Below are 22,832 nucleotides of genomic sequence, written 5' to 3'. Positions count from 1 at the left end.
ACGGGGGCCGGGCCGGAAGGTAGCGTCTGGGGACAGCGAGCCGTCCGCCGGGCGGACGAACCGCCCTCCGGGGCGGACATGACGAGATGGGGAAGACGTTCACCACATGCCGGACCGACGCCGTCGCACCGCCTTCCGCCTCCCGTTGCCCGCGCGGGCCGCTGCTCTGCTGATGCGGGAGCGCCAGTCCTCCTCGCCCGACTCCCCCGGCGCCTCGGGTGCCTCCGGTTCCTCCAGCGCCCCTGGTTCCTCCGGCGCCTCCGGCTCCTCGTCGCCGGAGGCGCCCGCCCAGCCGGCCGACGACAATCCGTTCGCCCCGCCGCCGCCCGGCCGCCCGGACCAGCCGTGGCAGCCGCGCCACCCCTCCGGGCCCGACGGGGACGGCAAGGGCGACGGTGAGGGCGAGGGCTCCGGCGGTGGCCGGCCGTCCTGGGGCAGCCAGTGGAGCAGCAGACAGCCCGGCCGGGGCGGCGGCGGCTTCGGCGGGCGCTCCGGTGCGAACGGCCCCGGCGGCAAGGGCGGCCCCGACGGCGCCCCCGGCGGGATGCGCTGGGACCCCACCGACCCCGTGCAGCGGCGCGCCCGCTACGCGCTGCTCGGCGGTATCTGGGCCATCTTCTTCGCCCTCTTCGACTTCCCGGAGATCGCACTGCTGTTGGGCGCGCTCTCCGTGTACTGGTCCATCAGCTCGCTGCGGGCCGCGCCCAGGAAGCCGTCCGCGACCGACCGTACGGCGGCCGGCGGCACCGCGGCCCCGACCCCGGTCCCGGGCGACGGGGTCGCCCCGGCGGCGACCGCCCCGGACCGGACCGGCGACCGCCGCCCGCAGACCACGGCGGCGATCAGCGGTCTGGTGACCGCGCTGCTGGCGCTGATCATCGTGATCACGACGTTCACCGTGCAGCTCGTCTACCGCGACTACTACACCTGCGTGAACGACGCCCTGACCAAGACCGGCGCGCTCTCCTGCAACGAGCAGCTGCCGAAGCCGCTGGAACCGCTCTTCGGCGTCAAGGAGTAGGGCCCGGGGCGCCCGGACCGTCCTGGGCGCCGGGACCGTCCTGGGTACCCGGACCGTCCTGGGTGCCCGGAGCGCTCCGGCCGTCGGTGCCGGCGGGAGCCGCTGACGGTTCGTCGGAGCGCAGGGCGGCCGGGATGTACGCGGGGAAGTCGGCCATCAGACCGCCGGAGCCCTGCTTGAGGGAGGCCCACCGGGCCTCCCTCCCGTCTTTCCCGCGCCGGCCCTTCCCCTGCGGGTCCCTCGTGCGCGGGCCCTTCTCGTCCGGGCCCGTCCTGCCCGAATCCCTCCCGTTCAGGTCCTTCTTGTCCAGGTCCCTCTCGTGACGGTCCTTCTCCTGTTCGTGCCAGGGGTCGGTCGGCAGGAAGTCGTACGGCTCGAAGCCCGCGTCGTCCTCATCGTCCCTGGCGTCCCTCTCCAGCGTGGTGACGGGCTCGGGTGCGGCCGGGGCGGACGGGGTGGCCTCCGGGGTGGACGCCGATGTCGCCGGGACGGCGGCGCGCTTCGGCTCGACGGGGTCGGCCCTCCTCCCCCACGCCCTCTTCTTCCTCCCGGCCTCTTCCTTCCTCCCGGCCTCGTCGGGATTCTCCGCGTCCTCCGTCCCGTCCACGTCCGGTGCGTCCCCGCGCCAGGCCCACCCGGGTTCGCGCAGCCGCCAGAGGCGGACGAGCAGAGCCGCCGGTACGCCGACGACCGCCGTCCACGCCAGGGCCGCGGGCCCCGCCAGCCACCCCACGGGCCCGAACGCGCCGAGCGCCCCCGTCCCCAGCGGGCCGCCCGCCGCCGCCGTCAGCAGCGCCATGAGGGCTCCGCACCCCAGCGCGGCGAGGCCGGTGGTGAGCGCCGTCTCACGCGGGCTCCAGGCCCGGGCGGGCGGGCCGTCGGCGGGGGCCGCCCGGCGCAGGACGCACCGGGCGACCGCGAGCGCGGCCACGAGCGGCACGGCGCAGGCCGCCCAGGTCAGCGGGGTGGCCGGACCGGGAGCAGGGACCGCCGCCAGCAGCGGGAAGTCCGGCACGGCCGGGTCGCCGGACAGGCCGAGCGGGGTGGCCGTGGCCCCCGTACCGAGCGCGAAACCGGGGCCGAGCCCGTACGCGGCCGCCCACAGCGCGGCGTTCGGCACCAGGGCCACGGCGAGCAGCAGCACCGCCGTCCGGCCCGACCAGTCGCCCGAGAGCACCAGGAAGGACTCCTGGGCCGCCGCCGCGTTCCGCCCCAGGGCCACCGCCACCACGAGCGCGCCGCCGCCGAGCAGCACCGCCGCCCCGATCGCCGCCGCCCGGCACGCGGTCGCGGCCCGCTCACGGTAGAGGGTCCGCGCCATGGCCTCCTGGAGCACGAGGGGCGCCCAGGACGGCAGCGGTCCGAACGGACGCCCCGCCGCCGTCCACACCCCGGCCGCCACCGCACCGGCCACCACCAGCGCCACCGGGAACGCCAGCGTCTCCGGCACCACCCGCAGCGAACCGCCCCGCGCATAGGCCGCGGCACCGGCCACCACCAGCAGATATCCGGCGGTCACCGCGCAGAACACCCCGGCCTGCGACGGCCTGCGCCCGCCCTCGTCGGGCTCCGCGGCGTCGCGCGCCGCCCGGTGCGCCAGCCAGACGGGGCCCACGACGAGGAACAGCGGGACCACCCCGACCGGGGCCGGCACGCCGTTGAGGGTGTCGGGCCTGAGGAGTTCGGCGCCGTGGGCGAGCAGCCAGATCCCGGCCGCCGTACGCAGCGCACCACCGGGTCCGCTCTCCGGGTACGGGGAGCTGATCCAGAGGACCGTCACCAGCACGGCCAGCGAACCGAGCCCCAGCCCGGCGGCGACCGCGCCCCTCAGCAGGGCGGAGGCCAGAATGAGGGTCCTGGTCCGTTCGGGCGGCAACATCGGGCTGCGTTCGGTCATTTGGGTCACGGCGCCCATGCTCCCAACGACACGCGCTTATGTCGCGTAACGCGCGAACAGCCATTGTGTCGCCCAATATACGTTTATGTACTTTTTCTCCCAGTGCAGCGCTGCCGGGGGTCGTCCATGACCCGGAGCACCACCGACGAGGCCGCCGCACCGCCGCTGCCCTCCCCCAAGGAGCGCCGCAGACTGCGTGAGGCGCGGTCGCTGAGCGAGGAGCAGGTGGCGGAGGCCGTGGGCGTCACGCGCGCCACCGTGCGCTCCTGGGAGACGGGGCGCACGAGCCCGCGCGGCCGCAAGCGCGCGCTGTACGCCAAGCTCCTCGCACCGGACCCGGCCTCGGCTTCGGCAGGGGCTCCGGCTCCGGCAGGGGCTCCGGCTCCGGCAGGGGTGCAGGCCTCGGCTTCGGCTTCGGCCTCGGCAGGAACTCCGGCTTCGACTTCGGCAGCGGAGCCGAAGCCGCGACCGACACCGGCATCGGCCCCGGCCACCGCTCCCAAAGCGCCACCGCCGCCGCCACCTACGGCTCCCTCGTTGGCAGCTCCCGCGCCGGAGCCCGTCCCGGCCGTTGCCGCCCCGGTGTCCCCGCCCCCGCCCTCCGGACCAGCACCCAAGCCAGAGCCCGAGCCCAAGCGCGGAAAAGAGGGCGGGGCAGACGGCAGGGCAGGAGCCGAGGCAGCGGCCGGATCCGGCGCCGGGTCCGGTCCCGAGGCCCCCCGGCTCTCCCCCGACGAGGCGTTCGACGCGCTGTACGCCCACGCCGCCCCCGGTCTCGTACGGCAGACCTATCTCCTCACCGGCCGCCGCCGGCTGGCCCGGGAGTCCGTCGAGCGGGCCTTCCAACTGGCCTGGCACCGCTGGCCCGAGGTGGCCGTCGACCGGGACCCGGCGGGCTGGGTGCGCGCGGCGGCGTACGAGTACGCGATGTCCCCCTGGCACCGGCTGCGCCGCACCCACCGGCACCCGGACGCACCGCCCACCGAACCGGCCAGGCGGGCCCTCTTCGAGGCGCTCCTCGACCTGCCCCCGGCCTACCGGCGCACCCTGCTCCTCTACGACGGGGTCGGCCTGGACCTGCCGGAGACCGCGGCCGAGACGGAGGCGTCCACCCCGGCGGCGGCGGGCCGGCTGGAGGTGGCGCGGGCCGCCCTCGCCGAGCGGCTGCCCGAGCTGGCCGCCGCCGACTCGCCCGCCGAACAGTCCGAGCTGCTCCACGACCGGCTCGGCGGGCTCGCCCGTGCCGAGCACGTACCGACTCCGGCGCCCGCCCGGAAGGTCCGCACCGGCAGCGAGGACAAGGCGCGGCTGTGGACCCGGGCCGCCATCGCCTTCGCCGCCCTGCTCATCGGCGCGACCGCGCTCACCCTGCACACGGCGCCCACGCACTACGAGCCGCCGATCGCGCCCCCGGAACGGGTCGGGGGCGTACCGCCGCGCGGTGGCCCGCAGAAGCTGACCGCGCAGGACCTGAAGCTCCAGAAGTCGCTGAACGAGCAGCTGGCGCACGGCCCGGAACGGCTGGTGCCGGAACTCCGCTGAGACCGGCGGCCGACGGCGTACGCGAACGGCGCGGGCCCGCACCCTCTGAGGATCAGAGGGTGCGGGCCCGCGCCGTGGAGCGTGTGCCCCGGGCTGCCTGCGTCAGGCGCCGAGGATCTCGCGCGCCAGCTTGGCGGTCTCGGTCGGCGTCTTGCCGACCTTCACGCCGGCGGCCTCGAGGGCCTCCTTCTTCGCCTGGGCGGTGCCGGAGGAGCCGGAGACGATGGCGCCCGCGTGGCCCATGGTCTTGCCCTCGGGGGCGGTGAAGCCCGCGACGTAACCGACGACCGGCTTGGTGACGTTCTTCGCGATGAAGTCGGCGGCACGCTCCTCGGCGTCGCCGCCGATCTCGCCGATCATCACGATGAGGTCGGTGTCGGGGTCGGCCTCGAACGCCGCGAGGGCGTCGATGTGCGTCGTGCCGATGACCGGGTCGCCACCGATGCCGACGGCGGAGGAGAAGCCGATGTCACGCAGCTCGTACATCATCTGGTAGGTCAGCGTGCCGGACTTGGACACGAGACCGATGCGGCCGGGCTTGGTGATGTCGCCCGGGATGATGCCGGCGTTGGACTGGCCCGGGGTGATGAGACCGGGGCAGTTCGGGCCGATGATCCGGGTCTTGTTGCCCTTCTCGTTCGCGTACGCCCAGAAGGCGGCGGAGTCGTGAACGGCGATGCCCTCGGTGATGACGACCGCGAGCGGGATCTCGGCGTCGATCGCCTCGACGACGGCGGCCTTGGAGAAGGCCGGCGGGACGAAGAGGACGGAGACGTCGGCGCCCGTCTTCTCCATCGCCTCGGCGACGGAGCCGAAGACCGGGACCTCGGTGCCGTCGAAGTCGACGGAGGTGCCGGCCTTGCGCGGGTTGACGCCACCGACGATGTTGGTGCCGTCACCGAGCATGAGCTTGGTGTGCTTCATGCCCGTGGCGCCGGTCATCCCCTGGACGATGACCTTGCTGTCCTTGGTGAGGAAGATAGCCATGGTGTGGAGTCCCTCGTCCTTACTTCGCAGCCGCGGCGAGCTCGGCGGCCTTGTCGGCCGCGCCGTCCATGGTGTCCACGCGCTGCACGAGCGGGTGGTTGGCGTCGGAGAGGATCTTGCGACCCAGCTCCGCGTTGTTGCCGTCGAGACGCACGACCAGCGGCTTCTCGACCTTCTCGCCCTTGGACTCCAGGAGCGCGAGCGCCTGCACGATGCCGTTGGCGACCTCGTCGCAGGCGGTGATGCCACCGAAGACGTTGACGAAGACGGACTTGACGTCCGAGTCGCCGAGGATGATCTCCAGGCCGTTCGCCATGACCTCGGCGGAGGCGCCGCCACCGATGTCGAGGAAGTTGGCGGGCTTCACGTTGCCGTGGTTCTCACCGGCGTACGCGACGACGTCCAGGGTCGACATGACCAGACCGGCACCGTTACCGATGATGCCGACCTCGCCCTCGAGCTTGACGTAGTTGAGGTTCTTGGCCTTGGCGGCAGCCTCGAGCGGGTTGGCTGCGTCCTTGTCCTCCAGAGCCTCGTGCTCCGGCTGGCGGAAGTCGGCGTTCTCGTCGAGCGAGACCTTGCCGTCCAGCGCCAGGATGCGGCCGTCCTTGGTCTTGACCAGCGGGTTCACCTCGACGAGGAGCGCGTCCTCGGCGACGAAGGTGTCCCACAGCGTGACCAGGACCTCGGCGACCTTCTCGGCCACCTCGGCCGGGAACTTCGCCTGGGCCACGATCTCGCGGGCCTTGACGATGTCCACGCCGGAGTTGGAGTCGACCGGGACCTTCGCGAGGGCCTCGGGGGTCTTCTCCGCGACCTCCTCGATGTCCATGCCGCCCTGCACCGAGGCCATGGCCAGGAAGGTGCGGTTGGTGCGGTCCAGGAGGTACGAGACGTAGTACTCCGCCTCGATCTCCGGCGACAGCTCGGCGATCATCACCTTGTGGACCGTGTGGCCCTTGATGTCCATGCCGAGGATGTCGGTCGCCCGGGCGACCGCCTCGTCGGCGTCGGCGGCCAGCTTGACGCCGCCGGCCTTGCCGCGGCCGCCGACCTTCACCTGCGCCTTGACGACAGACTTGCCGCCCAGCTTCTCGGTCGCCTCGCGGGCCGCCTCAGGCGTGTCGATGACTTCACCGGCCAGCACCGGTACACCGTGCTTGGCGAAGAGGTCCCTCGCCTGGTACTCGAACAGGTCCACGCGCGTCCGTCCCTTTTCAGTGGTATCGCGGTTCGTTCTTCTGCGTGGGCGTGCCGCGAAGGGCATCGTGACTGCTCTGTCACCAGGAAGGCGCACACGGTGTCCGAGCACGCGGCATGTCCATCCGGCAGGTTATCCCCGCGCTCGGTGTGACCCTAAATCGCAGATCACACCTGAGCGGTGATAACGGTCACAGACGGTGCCGGACGGGTGGCCCGGGAGGGGACCCGGCAAGATCGTCCGGGAGCCCTGTCGCGGGAGGCTCCCTGTCTCTACGGCTGGGCCTCCCTGTCCGGTATGGGCAGGGGGCGCTTCTCGATCGCGGCGGCCATGATGTCCGGGAAGAGGTCCGGCGTACAGGCGAACGCGGGCGCGCCCAGCGCGCCGAGCGCCGCCGCGTGCTCGTGGTCGTAGGCCGGGGCGCCCTCGTCGGAGAGGGCCAGCAGGGTCACGAACTGCACCCCGGACGCCTTCATCGCCGCCACCCGCTTCAGCATCTCGTCGCGGATACCGCCCTCGTAGAGATCGCTGATCAGGACGACCACGGTGTCGGCGGGCCGGGTGATCTTCGACTGGCAGTAGGCGAGCGCCCGGTTGATGTCGGTGCCGCCGCCGAGCTGGGTGCCGAAGAGGACGTCGACCGGGTCGTCGAGCTGGTCGGTGAGGTCGACGACGGCCGTGTCGAAGACGACGAGGCGGGTGGCGAGGGTGCGCATGGAGGCGAGCACCGCGCCGAAGACCGAGGCGTAGACGACGGAGGCGGCCATCGAGCCGGACTGGTCGATGCAGAGGATGACGTCCTTCTTCACCGACTGGGAGGCCCGGCCGTAGCCGATGAGCCGCTCGGGGACGACCGTGCCGGTGTCCGGCTCGCCGTCCGCGCCGGGGAGGGTGAGGTAGTTCTTCAGGTTGGCGCGGATGGTGCGGTCCCAGTCGATGTCCCGGTGGCGCGGGCGGCTGATCCGCGCGGAGCGGTCCAGGGCGCCGGTGAGCGTGGCCCTGGTGCGGCTCTCCAGCCGCTTCTCCAGGTCCTCGACGACCTTGCGGACGACGGCGCGCGCGGTCTCCTTGGTCGTCTCGGGCATGGCCTTGTTGAGGGAGAGCAGGGTGCCGACGAGATGGACGTCCGCCTCGACGGCCTCCAGCATCTCCGGCTCCAGGAGCAGCGCGGAGAGGCCGAGGCGGTCGATCGCGTCGCGCTGCATGACCTGGACGACGGAGCTGGGGAAGTACGTACGGATGTCGCCGAGCCAGCGGGCGACGGAGGGGGCCGACGCGCCGAGCCCGGCCGACCGCCCGCCGCTCCGGCCGCCGGGCTTCTTGCCTGCCCCGCCGTAGAGCGCGTCGAGCGCGCCGTCCATCGCGGCATCCTGGCCGGTGAGGGTGCAGCCGGTGGCCTCGGCGCTGTCCGCGCCGAGGACCATGCGCCAGCGCCGCATCCGCTCGCCGTCGGGGGCGGGGGTGCGTGCGGGTGGTGCGGCCGGTGCTGTCGCCGTGTCCGACGCCGTGTCCATCGTGTCCCCCGTGCGGGTGTCGTCCTGTGCGGTGGTTGCGGTGGTTGCGGTGGTTGCGGTCGCCGTGGGGCTGTCCGCCGTGGTCATGCGCTCGCCTCCGCCGGGGTGGCTGCCCCGGCCAGGAGCAGGTGCAGCACCTGCTCCACGGCGTCGGCGCGGTCCGTGTCCAGGCCGGGTCCGAAGCCCGGACAGCCGTGGTCCGCGCCGTCGCTCCCGGGGTGCTCGGGGGCGGGGCCGCGCCGGGCCAGCTCCCCGAGGGTCCGGCGTACGCCCGGCTCGAAGGCGGAGAACGTACGGCGCAGGAGCGGCAGTACGTCGGTGAAGGTGTCGGCGGGGACGCCGGAGAGCCAGGTGTCGACCAGGGCGAGCAGCCGCTCGTCGTGTACCAGGAGCATGCCGCCGCCGGAGGCCCCGCCGACGAACCCCTCGATCCAGGCGGCCGCGTCGGTGGGCGGGGTGCCGGGCGAGAGGGCCAGGCCCATGAGCCGGGCCGCCTCGTCCTCGGTGAGCCCTCCGTCGTCGAGCAGCAGCCGGGTGGCCCGGCCCCGGATGAGGCCGACGACCGTGTCACGCCCGGCGAGCTTGCGCAGGACGGCGCTCCAGCGGTCGCGGAGGCCGTCGGCGGGGGTGGCTCCGGTGGGTGCGGCTCCGGTTGACGACGCGGCGGTGCCGGCTCCGGCGGGCGGGGCGGCTCCGGCGGGCGGCGCCGCTTCGGCGGGCACGCCGGTGCCGGCTCTGGTGGGCGGGGCAGCCGCGGCAGGCACGGCGGCTGCGGCGGGCGGCGCCGCTTCGGCGGGTACGCCGGTGCCGGCTGCGGCGGGCGCGGCTCCGGCGGGCGTGCCGTCGGTCTCGGTAGGCGTGGCCGTGTCCGCTGCCGCGGGCCCGGCACCCGCGGCGAGCAGCCCGATCGCGCCGTGCACCCCGTCGATCTGGCGGCGCAGCGCCTCGGACCCGTCCGCGTCGAGGCCGGTGCAGGCCGGGGGCAGGCCGACGCAGATCCGCTCGGCCAGTCCGGCGGCGACCTCGGAGAGCGCGGCGGTGTCGGTGGCGCGCACGTCCCCGTACCGCAGGGAGCGGGCTAGGGCCGGGAGGGCGTCCGCGAGGTGGCCCACGTCCGCGTCGAGCGCGGCGCGGTCCGCCAGGGCCTTCATGACGACGGGCAGCGCGTCGGCCAGCCCGGCCAGGAGGCAGTGCTCGGCGAGGGCGGTGACTTCGGAGAGCGCGGTCGCCGCGAGGGCCTCGGCCTCGGCCTTGGCCGTGGCGGCGGACTGGACGGTGGTGCCCCACACCCCGGCCTCCGCGACCCGGACGTACAGCTCGGGCTCCCAGCGCAGCCGCCAGCTCTCCCGGAAGGTTCCGGTGCCGCGGCTGGGGCCCTCGGCCGGTTCGCCCCAGCCGATGCCGAGGAGGCGCAGCCGGTGCAGGAGACGGCTGCGGGCGGCGTCGGTCTCCTTGCGCAGGTCGAGGTCGATCTGCCGCTCCAGGGCCTCCGGCTTGAGCCGCAGGGTGCGCTGGGTGCGGGTGAGATCGCGCTGGAGCGGGACGGCGGGGGCGCTGTCGGGCACCTCGCCGAGGGTCTCCCCGACGACCAGGCGGTCCTGGATGAGCGCGAGCGGTACGTCGGAGCCCTCGCACATCACGGCCCGTACCGCGTCCGTGGTCTCGCCCAGCCCGGCCAGCGGGCGGCCGCGCATCGCGGCGAGGGTCTCCGCGAGCCGGACGGCCTCGATGACATGGGCGGTGGAGACGGGCCGGTCCTCCTCGCGCAGGAGTCCGGCGACCTTGGTCATCCAGCGCTCGATGGGCCGGTCGGCGGCGGCGAAGAGGTGCCCGTACCAGCCGGGCGAGTCGATCCCGGCACCGTAACCGCTGTGCCGGGCGAGGCGGCGGTGGGTCCAGGGCACCCACGTCATCTCGGTCCTGACCTTGGGAAGCCCTTTGAGGAGGGCCCGGTCGGCGGCGAGGGTGGTGCGGGTGGCGAGTGCGGGGACGTGCCAGGCGCCGCAGACGACGGCGACCCCGTCCCCGAACTCCTTGCGCGCGGTCCGCAACTGGATCCGCATGTACGCCTCACGCACGGCGTCCCGGGGGTGCCCGCCGTCCCCGTACGCCTCGCGCAGTGCCGTCATGGCCTCCGCGAGCGCGGCGAAGGGGGCGAGCGCGTCGGCGGCCGTACGGGGGGTGGCACCGCCGGCGGGCGAGCGGTGCTCGACGACGTCCTCCCACCAGCGCTCGGGGTCGTCGTATCCGGCGGTCTCGGCGAGCGCGCGGATCGGGTCGACGGCGGGGGTGGGCGACGGGCCGGCGGGGGCCTCGTCCGCCGGGGTCCGAGGAGCGGGTGCGGTCTCCTCGCCGTGGGGTTCCTTCAGGGCCAGGGAGTGGGTGGCCGGGAGGTCGACGAAGCGGACCGGGACATCGTGGGCGAGGGCCCAGCGGATGGCCACCCACTCCGGCGAGAACTCGGCCAGCGGCCAGAAGGCGGCCCGCCCGGGGTCGTCCACGGCGTGGGCGAGCAGGGCGACGGGCGGGCGCATCTGCGGGTCGGCGGCGAGCGGCAGCAGCGCGTCCCCCTCGGGCGGCCCCTCGATGAGGACGGCGGCCGGCCGGGCGGCGTCGAGCGCGGCCCGGACCGCCCGCGCCGAGCCGGGACCGTGGTGGCGCACACCCAGCAGCAGGGGCGCGTCCAGGGCGGGCGCGGCGGTCCCGGCCACGGCGGGTGCCTCGGATACGGTGCGGTCGCTCATACGGAGACCTCGCGGCAGGCGCGGTAGAAGTCCTTCCAGCCGTCCCGCTCGCGCACCACGGTCTCCAGGTACTCCTGCCAGACCACGCGGTCCGCGGCCGGGTCCCGGACGACCGCGCCGAGGATGCCCGCCGCGACGTCGCCGGGGCGCAGGACGCCGTCGCCGAAGTGGGCGGCGAGGGCGAGGCCGTTGGTGACGACGGAGATCGCCTCGGCCGTGGAGAGCGTGCCCGAGGGGGACTTGAGCTTGGTGCGTCCGTCGGTGGTGACGCCGTCGCGCAGCTCGCGGAAGACCGTCACCACGCGCCGGATCTCGGTGAGCCCCTCCGGCGCGGCGGGCAGGTCCAGCGAGCGGCCGATCTGGTCGACGCGCCGGGAGACGATGTCGACCTCGGCGTCGGGCGTGGCGGGCAGCGGCAGGACGACGGTGTTGAACCGGCGGCGGAGCGCGCTGGACAGCTCGTTGACGCCCCGGTCGCGGTCGTTGGCCGTGGCGATGAGGTTGAACCCGCGGACGGCCTGGACCTCCTGGCCCAGCTCGGGGACGGGCAGGGTCTTCTCGGACAGGATCGTGATGAGCGAGTCCTGCACATCGGCGGGGATGCGGGTCAGCTCCTCGACCCGGGCGGTCATGCCCTCGGACATGGCCCGCATCAGCGGACTGGGCACCAGCGCGTCGCGGCTGGGGCCGTGGGCGAGCAGCTGGGCGTAGTTCCAGCCGTAGCGGACGGCCTCCTCCGGGGTGCCCGCGGTGCCCTGCACGAGCAGGGTGGAGTCTCCGCTGACGGCGGCGGCGAGGTGCTCGGACACCCAGGTCTTGGCGGTGCCGGGCACGCCGAGCAGGAGCAGCGCGCGGTCGGTGGCGAGGGTCGTGACGGCCACCTCGACGATCCGGCGCGGGCCGACGTACTTCGGTGTGATCACCGTGCCGTCGGGCAGGGTCCCGCCCTGCAGATAGGTGGCGACGGCCCAGGGCGAGAGGCGCCAGCGGGCGGGCCGGGGGCGGTCGTCGGCGGCGGCGAGCGCCTTCAGCTCATCGGCGAACGCGTCCTCGGCGTGCGGCCGCAGGACCTCGGCGCCGGACGCCTCTCCGGGTGTCTCGCCGGGCGCCCCACCGGCGGCGGCGGTCGTGGCGGTGGTTTCGGACACGGTCATGGATCCCCCTCCAGATCGTCGACAGTTCGGTCGACCTGATGTGGTTCCCACCGTGCACCATGGCACTGACAACGGCCCTCGCGCCGGTCTCCGTACGGGCCCTGACCTGCGGTCGGAGCCCGTACGCCGTGGCGGAGGGGTCAGGTTCAGCCGACGACCGGCGAGACGGCGACGCAGCCGCCCGCGGTGAGCACGCCCTCGCCCTTCGCCTCCTTGATGACCTCGCCCTTGTACGTGATGGTGCAGGCGATGTCCGTACCGTCGGCCTCCACCGCCATGGGCATGACGGCGGGCGGCATGATGCCGCGCAGCGTCACGGTCTTCTTCCACGGCAGGGTGGGCGAGGAGACGGTCTCCAGCTTCGGGTTCATGGCGTCCCCGCCGCCCCCGTGGAAGGTGATCTCGTCGACGCTCTTGCCGGTGACCTCGTACGTGACCTCGTAGGTCTCGTCCACGGTCTTGTCGACCGCCTTGCCGACCGCGTCGTCCACCGACTCGGCCGAACAGGCGCCGAGGGCGAGGACGAGGCCGGTGGCGGCGAGGGCGCCGGCCGCCGCGCGCAGAAGACCGCCGGTGAGGTGGATGTGCTTCATGTGGGACCCCCCTGGATCGGTCCGCGACCGGATCTCTTCCACCCGCGGAGATCGCAGAAAAGCGCAAAGGGAAGGCAAAGTCAAATGGGATGACGAGCACCGAACGCGCAGGTCAAGGGGGACTGTCAGTGGTGGCCCCTACCGTCGTCCCCATGCTGCTATCTCACGGGGGAGAACCCTCGCCCGCCACGGAACCGGTGGCGCGCTGGACGGTGGAGCAGGTGCTGTCCCTGGCGCCTGACGACGCATCACGCAAGGCGGGGAACAAGCTGGCCTCGGCCGGACACTGGTCGGGCACGGGGTGCGACGCGTCGGGGGCGGTGTGGGGACTGTGCAAGGGGAGCGGGAGCAAGCCGTATCAGACGGTGGTCGACACCACGGGCCCCGCGTACAAGTGCAGTTGCCCGAGCCGCAAGTTCCCGTGCAAGCACGCGCTCGGGCTGCTGCTGCTCCGGGCCTCCGGCGACGGCCAGGTCCGGCAGGGCGAGCCGGCCGACTGGGCCTCGCAGTGGCTGGAGGGCCGCCGGGGCCGGGCGGAGGCCAGGCAGGCGGCCGCCGCGAACGGGGAGTCCGCGCCGGGCCCGGCCGACACCGCCGCCGCCCGGAAGCGGGCCGAGCGCCGGGCCGAGCGCGCCGCCTCGGGGGCGCTGGAGCTGGAGCAGCGTCTGACCGACCTGCTGCGCGGCGGACTCGCCACGGCCGACCGCGCGGGCTACACGCTGTGGGAGGAGACCGCCGCCCGCATGGTCGACGCCCAGGCGCCGGGACTCGCGGGCCGGGTAAGGGAGTTGGGGGCCATACCGGGATCGGGGCCGGGCTGGCCGGTGCGGCTGCTGGAGGAGTGCAGCCTGCTCCATCTGCTGGACACCGCCTGGCTGGGCCGGGAGCGGCTCCCGGAGCCGCTGGCCGCCACGGTGCGGACGAGGGTGGGGCTGCCCGTGTCCGCCGGGGGCACGCCGGTCCGCGACCACTGGCTGGTCCTCGCGCAGTACGACACGGCGGACGGCCGGCTCACCACCCGGCGGATCTGGCTGTACGGGAGGGAGTCGGGCCGCACGGCCCTGCTGCTCTCCTTCGGCGCGGCCGGCCGGACCCCGGAGCTGGCGCTGCCGGTGGGCGTCACGATCGACGCCGAGCTGACGCCGTATCCGGGCGGCGGTCTCCGGGCCGACCTGGGCCGCCGGTTCGCCACGCCGGTCCCGGTGCCGGGCACACCGCCGCCGGGCGGCCCCGCCGAGGCCGCCCTCGCCGCGTACGGGGAGGCGCTGCGGGGCGACCCGTGGCTCGACGGCTGGCCGGTCATCCTGCGGGACGTCATACCCGTGCCGTCCGGGGGCGGCTGGCAACTGGCCGACGCAAAGGGCACGGACGCGCTCCCGCTGGCCCCGGCGGCGCTCTCCCGCCAGGGGTTGTGGAAGCTCGTCGCCCTCTCCGGCGGCGCCCCGGTCACGGTCTTCGGAGAGCTGGGGCACCGCGGCTTCGATCCGTTCACGGCCTGGGACACGGGGGCGGGGCGCGGGGCCGGGCCAGGGGAAGCCGGGGGCGGGACCGTACGGCTCATCTGACGGGGGGAGCGGGGTCCGAGGCCGAGGTCCGGGACGCAAGCGGCAGGTCACCGGCGGCGGCCCCGGGCGCCCGGCACTCCCGGACGCTGTCTGACATCTGGTCACGCACCAACGCTCTTCTGCCCGCCCGACCGCCCGCCTGACCGGCCGACCGACCAACCACCTGGCCGACCGACTGACCGCCTGACTGACCGCCTGACCGGCCGACGGCCTGTCCGACCAACCGCCTGTCCGACCAACCGCCCGGCCGACCGACCGCCTGTCCGCCTCCCAGCTCTGTCTGCCCGACGCCACAGAAGGGGACCTGATGCCCAGCACCACCACCGGTCCGACCGGGGCCGTTTCCTCGCCCACCGCCGCCTCCTACCCCCTCGCGCCGCTGCCCTGGGAGGAGTTGGTCACCTCGGCGCTGCTGGGGACCGACCGGCGCCCGCCGACGGCGCCCGGAGGACAGGTGCCGGCCGACGGCGCGGGGGCCTTGCTGGACGCCGCCGCCCTGCACACCGTGCGGCGGCGGGCCGGGCTGCTGCCCGCCGCGGCGGCGCCCAGGCCCGCGCCCGCCCCGCACGACCCGCGCCCGGGGCTCTCCGAGGCGGCCCGGCACCGGCTCGCCCAGCTGCTGGCCGACCGGGCCGCTCCGGCCGCCTCCGGACGGCGCGGGGCTGCGCCCGACCTCACCGAGCTGATACCCCAGTGGCTGGCCGGCGCCAACCGGCGGGGGTTCCGGGCCCCGGCCGACCTGGTGCCGCCGCTGCTGGACGCCGCGCGGGCCCGCACCGACCTGCGCCCGCAGGCGCTCGCCTTCGCCGGGCCGCTGGGCCTGTGGCTGGCGGCGCTGAACCCGGAGTGGAAGTTCGCCCTGCGCGGTTCCGCGGCCGGTGCGCCCACCCCGGACACCGGCGACCCGGAGGCGGTGCGCCGGCTGTGGGAGGAGGGACTGTTCGCGGAGCGGGTCGCGCTGCTCGACGCCGTACGGGCGCAGGACCCCGCCGCCGCGCTCGCCCTGCTCACCACCACCTGGTCCACCGAACGGGCCGAGGACCGGCTGATGTTCCTGGACGCCCTGCGGGCCGGGCTGGGCGCCGGGGACGAGGAGTTCCTGGAGCAGGCGCTCACCGACCGCAGCCGCAATGTGCGCGCCACGGCGGCCGAGCTGCTCTCCGCCCTGCCCTCGTCGGCCTTCGCCGGGCGGATGGCGGCCCGTGCGGCGTCGTGCGTCCACCCCGACCGTACGGGGGCCGGGCTCTCCATCGCCGTGGAGGCGCCGCACGAGTGCGACGCCGGGATGCAGCGCGACGGGGTGGCAGCCGTCCCGCCCAACGGCCGCGGCCGGCGGTCCTGGTGGCTCGGGCAGTTGGTGGAGGCCACGCCGCTCGGGGTCTGGCAGGAGCGGTTCGGCGGGCGCACGGCCGAGGAGGTCGTCGCGCTGCCGGTCGCGGACGACTGGGCGGGCGAGCTGCACGCCGCCTGGTGCCGGGCCGCGATCCGCCAGCGCGACCCGCACTGGGCGCGGGCGCTGCTGGGCGAGGCGTCGGCGCCCCCGGCCGACTCCCCGGGCCCCGCATCGATCGCGGAGCGGTCCAAGCTCCTGACGGTGCTCTCCGAGGCCGAACGGGCCGACTGGGTGGCCGCGTTCATCGCCGCGCACGGGCTCTCCGAGGCGTTCCAGCTGCTCGGGGTCTGCACGGTGCCGTGGACGGGCCCGCTCGGGCGCGCCGTGGTGGACGCGCTCGACATCGCACGGGACGGCGGGAGTTACCCGTGGAGCTTCAGCGGGGTGATGGGCCTGGCCGAGCGCTGCCTCGACCCGGCCGAGGCCGACCGCCTGGAGATCCTCACGACCACCCCGGACGAGCGGGAGGGGGCGTCACCGGGGGCCGGGGGCTACTGGTCGGAGGCGTTCCAGCGACTGGTCTCCACTCTTCGCCTGCGCGCCACGATGGAGGCCGAACTGACCGCCTGAGACCCCGCCGTCGCACCCGGCACCCGCCCCGGCCCCGCCCCGGGTTCCGCCCGTGGCTCCGACCGGGCTCCCGCCCCGGCACGGGGTCGCGCCCCTGCCTCAACACCCTCCCCCGGCCCAGCCCCGGCCTCGGCACCCGCCCTGCGGCCCAGCCCCGGCACCTGCGCCTCCGCCGAAGTCGCGCGGGGATCGCGCGGGAGGCGCCGCGCCCGCGTCACCGAGCGCGCCCCCGGGCCCTCGCGGGCCTCAGGCCGTCGCGGGCCCCGGGCCCTCTCCCGGCCCCGCCCCCGGCCGCGTACGCCGACCCCGGCCTCGTACGCCCTGACGCGGGAACAGCCCCCGGGTCAGGCCTGCGCGGGCTGGCGGACGTTCGCGTTCACCCAGGTGACGATCTCGGTCGTCGTGGCGCCCGGCGTGAACAGCTCCGCCACCCCCAGCTCCTTCAGCGGGGGGATGTCGTCCTCCGGGATGATCCCGCCGCCGAACACCTTGATGTCCTCCGCCTCCCGCTCCTTCAGCAGCTCGATCACCTTGGCGAACAGCGTGTTGTGCGCGCCGGAGAGGATCGAGAGGCCGATCGCGTCGGCGTCCTCCTGGATCGCCGTGTCGACGATCTGCTCGGGTGTCTGGTGGAGCCCCGTATAGATGACTTCCATACCGGCGTCCCGCAGCGCCCGCGCGATCACCTTGGCCCCGCGGTCATGGCCGTCGAGCCCCGGCTTGGCCACCACCACACGGATCGGACCGGTCACACCCATCACTGCCTCCACATGGTCTCCCGCGCCTGACGGGCCGGGGATGTGAACGAACGTTATCCACAGCATCCCGCAAGCCGCCGTTTCGCGGCAGGCGGGGAGGGGGAAATCACACGTGGGACATGTTCGCCAGGCGCCGTTCCCCCTGTGACGCGGCAATCCGGCCGCGCGTGAGCACCGCCCGGGGAGCCGCTACGAGGTCGCCGTACCACCGCGCCGCCAGCCGCACGGCACGGTGGTACGGCCCATCGCCCCCACCACCGCTCGCTGCCCCGTCACCCTCCACCGGGCCCGGCGCCCCTTCCCCACCGTCCGCCCCGCACCGCGTCCCCTGTCGTCGTCGCCGTCGTTCCCGTACGACCGTGCAGGAGGCCGGCCGTGAAGCTTCCTCTTTCCCTCCCGTTACCGCCCCGCCCCTCCACCGCGCTGCTCGCCGCCACCGTGCTGGAACTGGCCGTCCTCACCGGCCATCTCGCCGCCTACCCCTTCGGCATCGCCCAGGAGCGCCACACCCGGCGCCCGGCGCCGGACCCCCGCCACGCCCCCGGCACCGGCCCCGGTACGGGCCTCCGCCCCCTGCCCGGCCCCCCGGACGCCGAGCGGCCCGTCGTCCTGCTCCACGGGTTCATCGACAACCGCTCCGTCTTCGTCCTGCTGCGCCGCGCGCTCGCCCGGCACGGCCGCCGCCACCTGGCGTCCCTCAACTACTCGCCGCTCACCCGCGACCTGCGCACCGCCGCCGGACTGCTCGGGCGGCACGTGGAGGAGGTCTGCGCCCGCACGGGACAGCGCGAGGTCGACATCGTCGGGCACAGCCTCGGCGGCCTGATCGCCCGCTACTACGTCCAGCGGCTGGGCGGCGACCAGCGGGTGCGCACCCTCGTCACGCTCGGCACGCCGCACGGCGGCACCGCCGTCGCCCCCGGAGCCGGCGTTCACCCCATCGTGCGGCAGATGCGCGGCGGCTCCCCGCTGATCGAGGAGCTGCGCCGTCCCGCGCCGGGGTGCCGGACCCGGTTCGTCAGCTTCTGGAGCGAGCTGGACCAGGTCATGGTCCCGGTCGAGACGGCCTGCGTGGACCATCCCGACCTGGACGCCGTGAACGTACGCGTCACCGGAATCGGGCATCTCGCGCTGCCGGTGCATCCGGCGGTCGCCACCGCCGTCCGTGAGGCTCTGGAGTCACAGCAGACCCGGGAGAGCACAGCCACCTCAACCGGAACGCCCTCTGTCGCTTAGAAATAGAACGACTCTCGAACATAGGGCCAAGCCTCTGTCTGCCGTCCACCGAAAGACGGCCGATTGCCCGTTTCCTGAGGGCGCAAAACCTGCCGAAGATTGTCGTCCTCACATACTGCCGGGTACAGTCGCGGCCACTGCTTCCCCCTGGGACTCCCTGTCCGGAACCCAGAACAGTCCTGCTGCCGAGGCGAGAGAGAAGTTGGTGAACGACCAGCACCCCCACGCCGGGCCCGTCGGGTACGACACCCGATCCACCGGCAGCTTCGACACCGACCCGCTCTTCGGTACCCCCTACAGCGGTTCCGACACCACTGATTACGCGGCTTCCGGTTACGACACCTCTTACGGCGCCTCCTACGGCGCTCACAACGGCCACGGCGACCACAACGGCCACACCGGCTCGTACGACTCCTCCGCCTGGGACACGGGCGCGCAGCAGACCGTCACGTACGACCCGTACGCCGCCCCGGCACAGGCGGCTCAGACCCAGACAGCCCAGGCGCAGACGGCCGAAGCCCAGTCGGCGTGGCAGCAGCAGACCGCCGACACGGGCGCCTACGACACCACCGGGTTCACCACGGCCGCGTACGGCACGGCCCCCTACGGGACCGGCACGTACGAGAGCGACGAGTACGACACCGGCGCCTACGCCACCGCCACGTACGGCACGGGCACCGCGTACGTCACCGACGGCTCGTACGGGACGGGCGCCCAGGAGACCGGCGCGTACGGCGTCGGCGCGTACGACACGGGCACGTACGACACCGGGACTTACGACACCACAGCCTTCACGACCGGCGGGTACGACGTCGGCGCGTACGACACGGGCGCGTACGACACCGGGGCCTACGGGACGGCGGCCTACGACACCGGCGCCTATGACGCGACCGCCTGGAACTCCGGCGCCACGCCCGAGGACGCCGCGTACGAGCCCGAACAGATGTCGCACCAGCTGTACGAACAGCAGCAGCCGGAGTCCGAGGAGGGCGGCACCTCCGAGATTCCCGTTCTGGATCTCACCCCGGGGACCGATCCCGACGAGCGGCCCGAGCCGGACACCGCCCCGGCCCCTGCCGCTTCCTCGTACGACGACGGCGGAGAGAGCCCCGCCCCGCTCTCCGCGGACCGCACCGTGGTCCACGCCCCGCGCAGCCGGGCCCGCCGCCGCAGCCCCGCCAAGCGCTCCGCGCTCCTGACCGTCGCCGTCCCCTCCGCCTGTGTGATGAGCGTCGCGGGCATCGCGGCCGCCTCCGTCAGCGGGATCAGCGACGAGGAGAAGCCGGAGAAGACCACCTCGCTGGCCGTCGCGGACCCCAGCACGGTGAAGGCGGTCGCCGCGAACAACAAGCTCGACAGCCAGCTGGAGCAGCTCAGCGAGGGCAGCGACGACTTCCGCCAGCGTGCGAGCCGCACCCAGGAGCGCATCGACCTCAAGCAGCGGCAGGCCGAGGAGAAGAAGAAGCGCGAGGAGGAGGCCGCCCGCCGCGAGGCGCTGCGCCCCAAGTTCGTCCTCCCGGTCAAGCAGCACGGACTGAGCGCCTACTACGGCCAGGCGGGCGTCAACTGGATGTCCGTCCACACGGGCATCGACTTCCCCGTCGGCTACGGCTCCCCCGTGATGGCCGCGACCGACGGCACCGTCCGCACGCAGTACAACAGCGCCTACGGCAACATGGCGATCGTGACCATGGCCGACGGCACGGAGACCTGGTACTGCCACCTGAGCAGCACCAAGATCCGCTCGGGACCGGTGAAGGCCGGTGACGTCATCGCGTACGCGGGCAGCTCCGGCAACTCCACCGGTCCGCACCTGCACTTCGAGGTGCGCCCGGGCGGCGGGGCCTCGGTGGACCCGCTGGCGTGGCTGCGCAGCCACGGCGTCGAGCCGACCTGACGGTGACGGGACGCGCGTAAGTGACAGGAGAGGGGCGGGACGGCTGCGATCAGCCGTCCCGCCCCTCTCCCCTTGCGTCGCCCTACAGCTTCTCGACTGGTGCGTACCGCAGGAGCAGCTTCTTCGGGCGCTCGTCGCCGAAGTCCACCGTCGCCTTGGCCTGGTCGCCGGCGCCCTCGACGGCCACCACCGTGCCCAGGCCGAACTGGTCGTGCGTGACCCGGTCCCCCACCGCCAGCGAGACCGTCGGCTTCTCCGTGGAGCGCCGGGTGGCGAAGCCCGAGGGGCCGGAGCGCGAGCGCGAGGAGGAGAGCGAGGACGTGATGCCCGAGGTGGGGCCGGCCGGGGCGGCCATCGGGCCCTTGCGCTTCCAGTCCAGGTGCGTTTCCGGGATCTCCTCCAGGAACCGCGAGGGCGGGTTGTACGAGGGCTGTCCCCAGGCGCTGCGCATGGCGGCCCGGGTCAGATAGAGCCGCTCGCGGGCGCGGGTGATGCCGACATAGGCGAGACGGCGCTCCTCCTCCAGCTCCTTGGTCTGGCCGAGGGCCCGCATGTGCGGGAAGACGCCGTCCTCCAGGCCGGTGAGGAAGACGACCGGGAACTCCAGGCCCTTCGCCGTGTGCAGGGTCATCAGCGTGATGACGCCGGAGCCGTCCTCGTCCTCGTCGGGGATCTGGTCGGAGTCGGCCACCAGCGCGACCTTCTCCAGGAACTCCGCGAGCGTGCCCGCGCCCTCCTCCTCGCCGCGCTCCTGCTCGAATTCGAGGGCGACGGCGGCGAGTTCCTGGAGGTTCTCGATACGGGTCTCGTCCTGCGGGTCCGTGGAGGCCTGGAGCTCGGCCAGATAGCCCGTGCGCTCCAGCACGGCTTCCAGCACGACGGCGGGCCCGGCGCCGGACTCGACGATCGTGCGCAGCTCCTCCATCAGCGTGTTGAACCGCTTGACGGCGTTGGAGGAGCGGGCCGCCATGCCGTACGCCTCGTCGACGCGGCGCAGCGCCTGCGGGAAGGAGATCTTCTCGCGCATCGACAGGGCGTCGATCATGGCCTCGGCGCGGTCCCCGATGCCGCGCTTGGGCACGTTGAGGATGCGGCGGAGCGGGACGGTGTCCTCGGGGTTGGCGAGGACGCGGAGGTAGGCCAGGACGTCCCGGACCTCCTTGCGCTCGTAGAACCGCACGCCGCCGACGACCTTGTAGGGCAGGCCGACCCGGATGAAGATCTCCTCGAAGACACGGGACTGGGCGTTGGTCCGGTAGAAGACGGCGACATCGCCCGCCTTGGCGTCGCCCTTGTCGGTGAGGCGGTCGATCTCGTCGGCGACGAACTGGGCCTCGTCGTGCTCGGTGTCCGCGACGTAGCCGGTGATGCGGGCGCCGGAGCCGGCGTTGGTCCAGAGGTTCTTCGGGCGGCGGCTCTCGTTGCGCTCGATGACGGCGTTGGCGGCGGAGAGGATCGTCTGTGTGGAGCGGTAGTTCTGCTCCAGGAGGATCGTCGTCGCGTCCGGGTAGTCCTCCTCGAACTGGAGGATGTTGCGGATGGTGGCGCCGCGGAAGGCGTAGATCGACTGGTCCGCGTCACCCACCACGCACAGCTCGGCGGGGGCGTCGGACGCCTCCCCGGAGGGGCCGACCAGCTCCCGAACCAGCGTGTACTGGGCGTGGTTGGTGTCCTGGTACTCGTCGACCAGGACGTGGCGGAAGCGGCGGCGGTAGTGCTCGGCCACGTCCGGGAAGGCCTGGAGGAGGTGGACTGTCGTCATGATGATGTCGTCGAAGTCCAGGGCGTTGGCCTCGCGCAGGCGGGCCTGGTAGAGCGTGTACGCCTGGGCGAGGGTCTTCTCGAAGCCGTCCGCCGCCTGTCCGGCGAAGGTCTCCTCGTCGATCAGCTCGTTCTTGAGGTTGGAGACCTTGGCGGTGAAGGACTTCGGCGGATAGCGCTTGGGGTCCAGGTCCAGATCGCGGCAGACCAGGGCCATCAGGCGCTTGGAGTCGGCGGCGTCGTAGATCGAGAACGACGAGGTGAAGCCGAGCTTCTTCGACTCGCGGCGCAGGATGCGGACGCACGCGCTGTGGAAGGTCATCACCCACATGGCGTTGGCGCGCGGGCCCACCAGCTGCTCGACGCGCTCCTTCATCTCGCCCGCGGCCTTGTTGGTGAAGGTGATCGCGAGGATCTGCCCCGGGTGGACCCCGCGCTCGGCCAGCAGGTGGGCGATGCGGTGGGTGAGCACCCGGGTCTTGCCGGAACCGGCCCCGGCGACGATGAGCAGCGGGCAGCCGGCGTGCACGACGGCGGCGCGCTGCTCGGTGTTCAGCCCGTCGAGCAGTGCGGCGGAGTCGATGACCGGGCGCGGGTGACCGTCCCGGTAGTACCCGTCCCGGGGAGGCGGGGGCGCGTCGAAGACGCCCTCGAAGAGTCCCTCCGGCACCGCTTCGGGTGCGTGCTCCTCGGGGGGCGGCGGCGGGCCGTCCTCCGCGGGCTGGAGGCCGGTCAGGAAGTTGTCGTCAAAGAGGCTGCTCATCGCCCTCCGAGTCTAGGGGGCCGCACCGACAACGTTCGGCCGAAGGCCGCAAGCGGCCACCGGCACGGGCGTCCGCCCCGTACGGACGGAGAGCGGACGTCCACGTTCCGTGAAGGAGCAGCCGGTCGGAGGGGGTGCAGGTTCCGGCCGGGGAGAAGGTCACGAAAATGTATCGGGCATATCGCTCATCCTCCTTCCCAGCGGCGGGCCGCGTTGGCTAGCGTGCTCGGTCAGGT

General features: G+C 73.9%; 15 protein-coding genes. 6 read left to right on the top strand and 9 right to left on the bottom strand.

The features are described 5' to 3' along the window. Window positions 1-106 precede the first annotated feature (106 nt). Window positions 107-1,021: a hypothetical protein gene (locus ACQ9ZG_RS21360; RefSeq protein WP_499281088.1), complete on the top strand. Its 915-nt coding sequence runs from the start codon at window positions 107-109 to the stop codon at window positions 1,019-1,021. Here ACQ9ZG_RS21360 and ACQ9ZG_RS21355 read toward each other — a convergent pair. Continuing rightward, entirely contained in the window at window positions 1,011-2,918 is a 1,908-nt protein-coding gene (locus tag ACQ9ZG_RS21355) for a cell division protein PerM (protein ID WP_499281627.1), read from the bottom strand. The genes ACQ9ZG_RS21360 and ACQ9ZG_RS21355 overlap by 11 nt on opposite strands. Before the next feature lie 126 nt (window positions 2,919-3,044). Here ACQ9ZG_RS21355 and ACQ9ZG_RS21350 point away from each other — a divergent pair, with 126 nt between their 5' ends. Continuing rightward, entirely contained in the window at window positions 3,045-4,460 is a 1,416-nt protein-coding gene (locus ACQ9ZG_RS21350) for a helix-turn-helix domain-containing protein (RefSeq protein WP_499281086.1), read from the top strand. Window positions 4,461-4,562: 102 nt separating this feature from the next. On the opposite strand, the gene sucD is transcribed toward ACQ9ZG_RS21350, so the two are convergent. From sucD to ACQ9ZG_RS21320, 6 genes are all read right to left on the bottom strand, one after another. Then, entirely contained in the window at window positions 4,563-5,447 is an 885-nt protein-coding gene (gene sucD / locus ACQ9ZG_RS21345; RefSeq protein WP_018490899.1) for a succinate--CoA ligase subunit alpha, read from the bottom strand. Window positions 5,448-5,466: 19 nt separating this feature from the next. Beyond that, on the bottom strand, window positions 5,467-6,648 hold the full coding sequence (sucC, locus tag ACQ9ZG_RS21340) for an ADP-forming succinate--CoA ligase subunit beta (RefSeq protein WP_028416622.1): 1,182 nt from the start codon (window positions 6,646-6,648) through the stop codon (window positions 5,467-5,469). 272 nt (window positions 6,649-6,920) lie between these two features. Beyond that, window positions 6,921-8,249 (bottom strand): VWA domain-containing protein, encoded by a 1,329-nt coding sequence (locus ACQ9ZG_RS21335; RefSeq protein ID WP_109916491.1) that lies wholly within the window; start codon window positions 8,247-8,249, stop codon window positions 6,921-6,923. After that, window positions 8,246-10,906 (bottom strand): DUF5682 family protein, encoded by a 2,661-nt coding sequence (locus tag ACQ9ZG_RS21330; protein ID WP_499281084.1) that lies wholly within the window; start codon window positions 10,904-10,906, stop codon window positions 8,246-8,248. The genes ACQ9ZG_RS21335 and ACQ9ZG_RS21330 overlap by 4 nt, the downstream gene beginning before the upstream one ends. Then, a complete protein-coding gene (locus tag ACQ9ZG_RS21325) occupies window positions 10,903-12,060 on the bottom strand; it encodes an ATP-binding protein (protein ID WP_258312501.1) in 1,158 nt (385 codons plus the stop codon). Before ACQ9ZG_RS21325 ends, ACQ9ZG_RS21330 begins: the two co-directional genes overlap by 4 nt. A gap of 146 nt (window positions 12,061-12,206) precedes the next feature. After that, on the bottom strand, window positions 12,207-12,653 hold the full coding sequence (locus ACQ9ZG_RS21320; RefSeq protein ID WP_109917642.1) for an MmpS family transport accessory protein: 447 nt from the start codon (window positions 12,651-12,653) through the stop codon (window positions 12,207-12,209). Window positions 12,654-12,805: 152 nt separating this feature from the next. On the opposite strand from ACQ9ZG_RS21320, the gene ACQ9ZG_RS21315 reads away from it, so the two are divergent. After that, window positions 12,806-14,218 carry an SWIM zinc finger family protein gene (locus ACQ9ZG_RS21315; RefSeq protein WP_499281082.1) on the top strand — a complete coding sequence of 471 codons (1,413 nt, stop codon included), beginning with the start codon at window positions 12,806-12,808 and terminating at the stop codon, window positions 14,216-14,218. Window positions 14,219-14,525: 307 nt separating this feature from the next. Next, window positions 14,526-16,181: a DUF5691 domain-containing protein gene (locus ACQ9ZG_RS21310; RefSeq protein ID WP_499281080.1), complete on the top strand. Its 1,656-nt coding sequence runs from the start codon at window positions 14,526-14,528 to the stop codon at window positions 16,179-16,181. Between the two features lie 344 nt (window positions 16,182-16,525). Here the strand turns inward: ACQ9ZG_RS21310 and icmB are convergent, their stop codons facing one another. Further along, window positions 16,526-16,939: a coenzyme B12-dependent isobutyryl CoA mutase small subunit gene (gene icmB / locus ACQ9ZG_RS21305; RefSeq protein ID WP_028416629.1), complete on the bottom strand. Its 414-nt coding sequence runs from the start codon at window positions 16,937-16,939 to the stop codon at window positions 16,526-16,528. Window positions 16,940-17,314: 375 nt separating this feature from the next. Between icmB and ACQ9ZG_RS21300 the strand changes: the two genes are divergently transcribed. Together ACQ9ZG_RS21300 and ACQ9ZG_RS21295 are read left to right on the top strand one after the other, a co-directional pair. Further along, complete coding sequence (locus tag ACQ9ZG_RS21300) at window positions 17,315-18,175, top strand: lipase family alpha/beta hydrolase (protein WP_499281079.1); 861 nt, start codon at window positions 17,315-17,317, stop codon at window positions 18,173-18,175. Window positions 18,176-18,380: 205 nt separating this feature from the next. Continuing rightward, on the top strand, window positions 18,381-20,072 hold the full coding sequence (locus tag ACQ9ZG_RS21295) for a M23 family metallopeptidase (protein WP_109915131.1): 1,692 nt from the start codon (window positions 18,381-18,383) through the stop codon (window positions 20,070-20,072). A gap of 82 nt (window positions 20,073-20,154) precedes the next feature. Here the strand turns inward: ACQ9ZG_RS21295 and pcrA are convergent, their stop codons facing one another. Next, complete coding sequence (gene pcrA / locus ACQ9ZG_RS21290) at window positions 20,155-22,596, bottom strand: DNA helicase PcrA (protein WP_109915130.1); 2,442 nt, start codon at window positions 22,594-22,596, stop codon at window positions 20,155-20,157. Window positions 22,597-22,832: the final 236 nt, after the last annotated feature.

Source organism: Streptomyces araujoniae (assembly GCF_050871195.1).
Taxonomy (GTDB): Bacteria; Actinomycetota; Actinomycetes; order Streptomycetales; family Streptomycetaceae; genus Streptomyces; species Streptomyces bacillaris.
The sequence above is the reverse complement of the archived record's forward strand: the minus strand, read 5'-3'. Positions and strand labels throughout refer to the sequence as shown.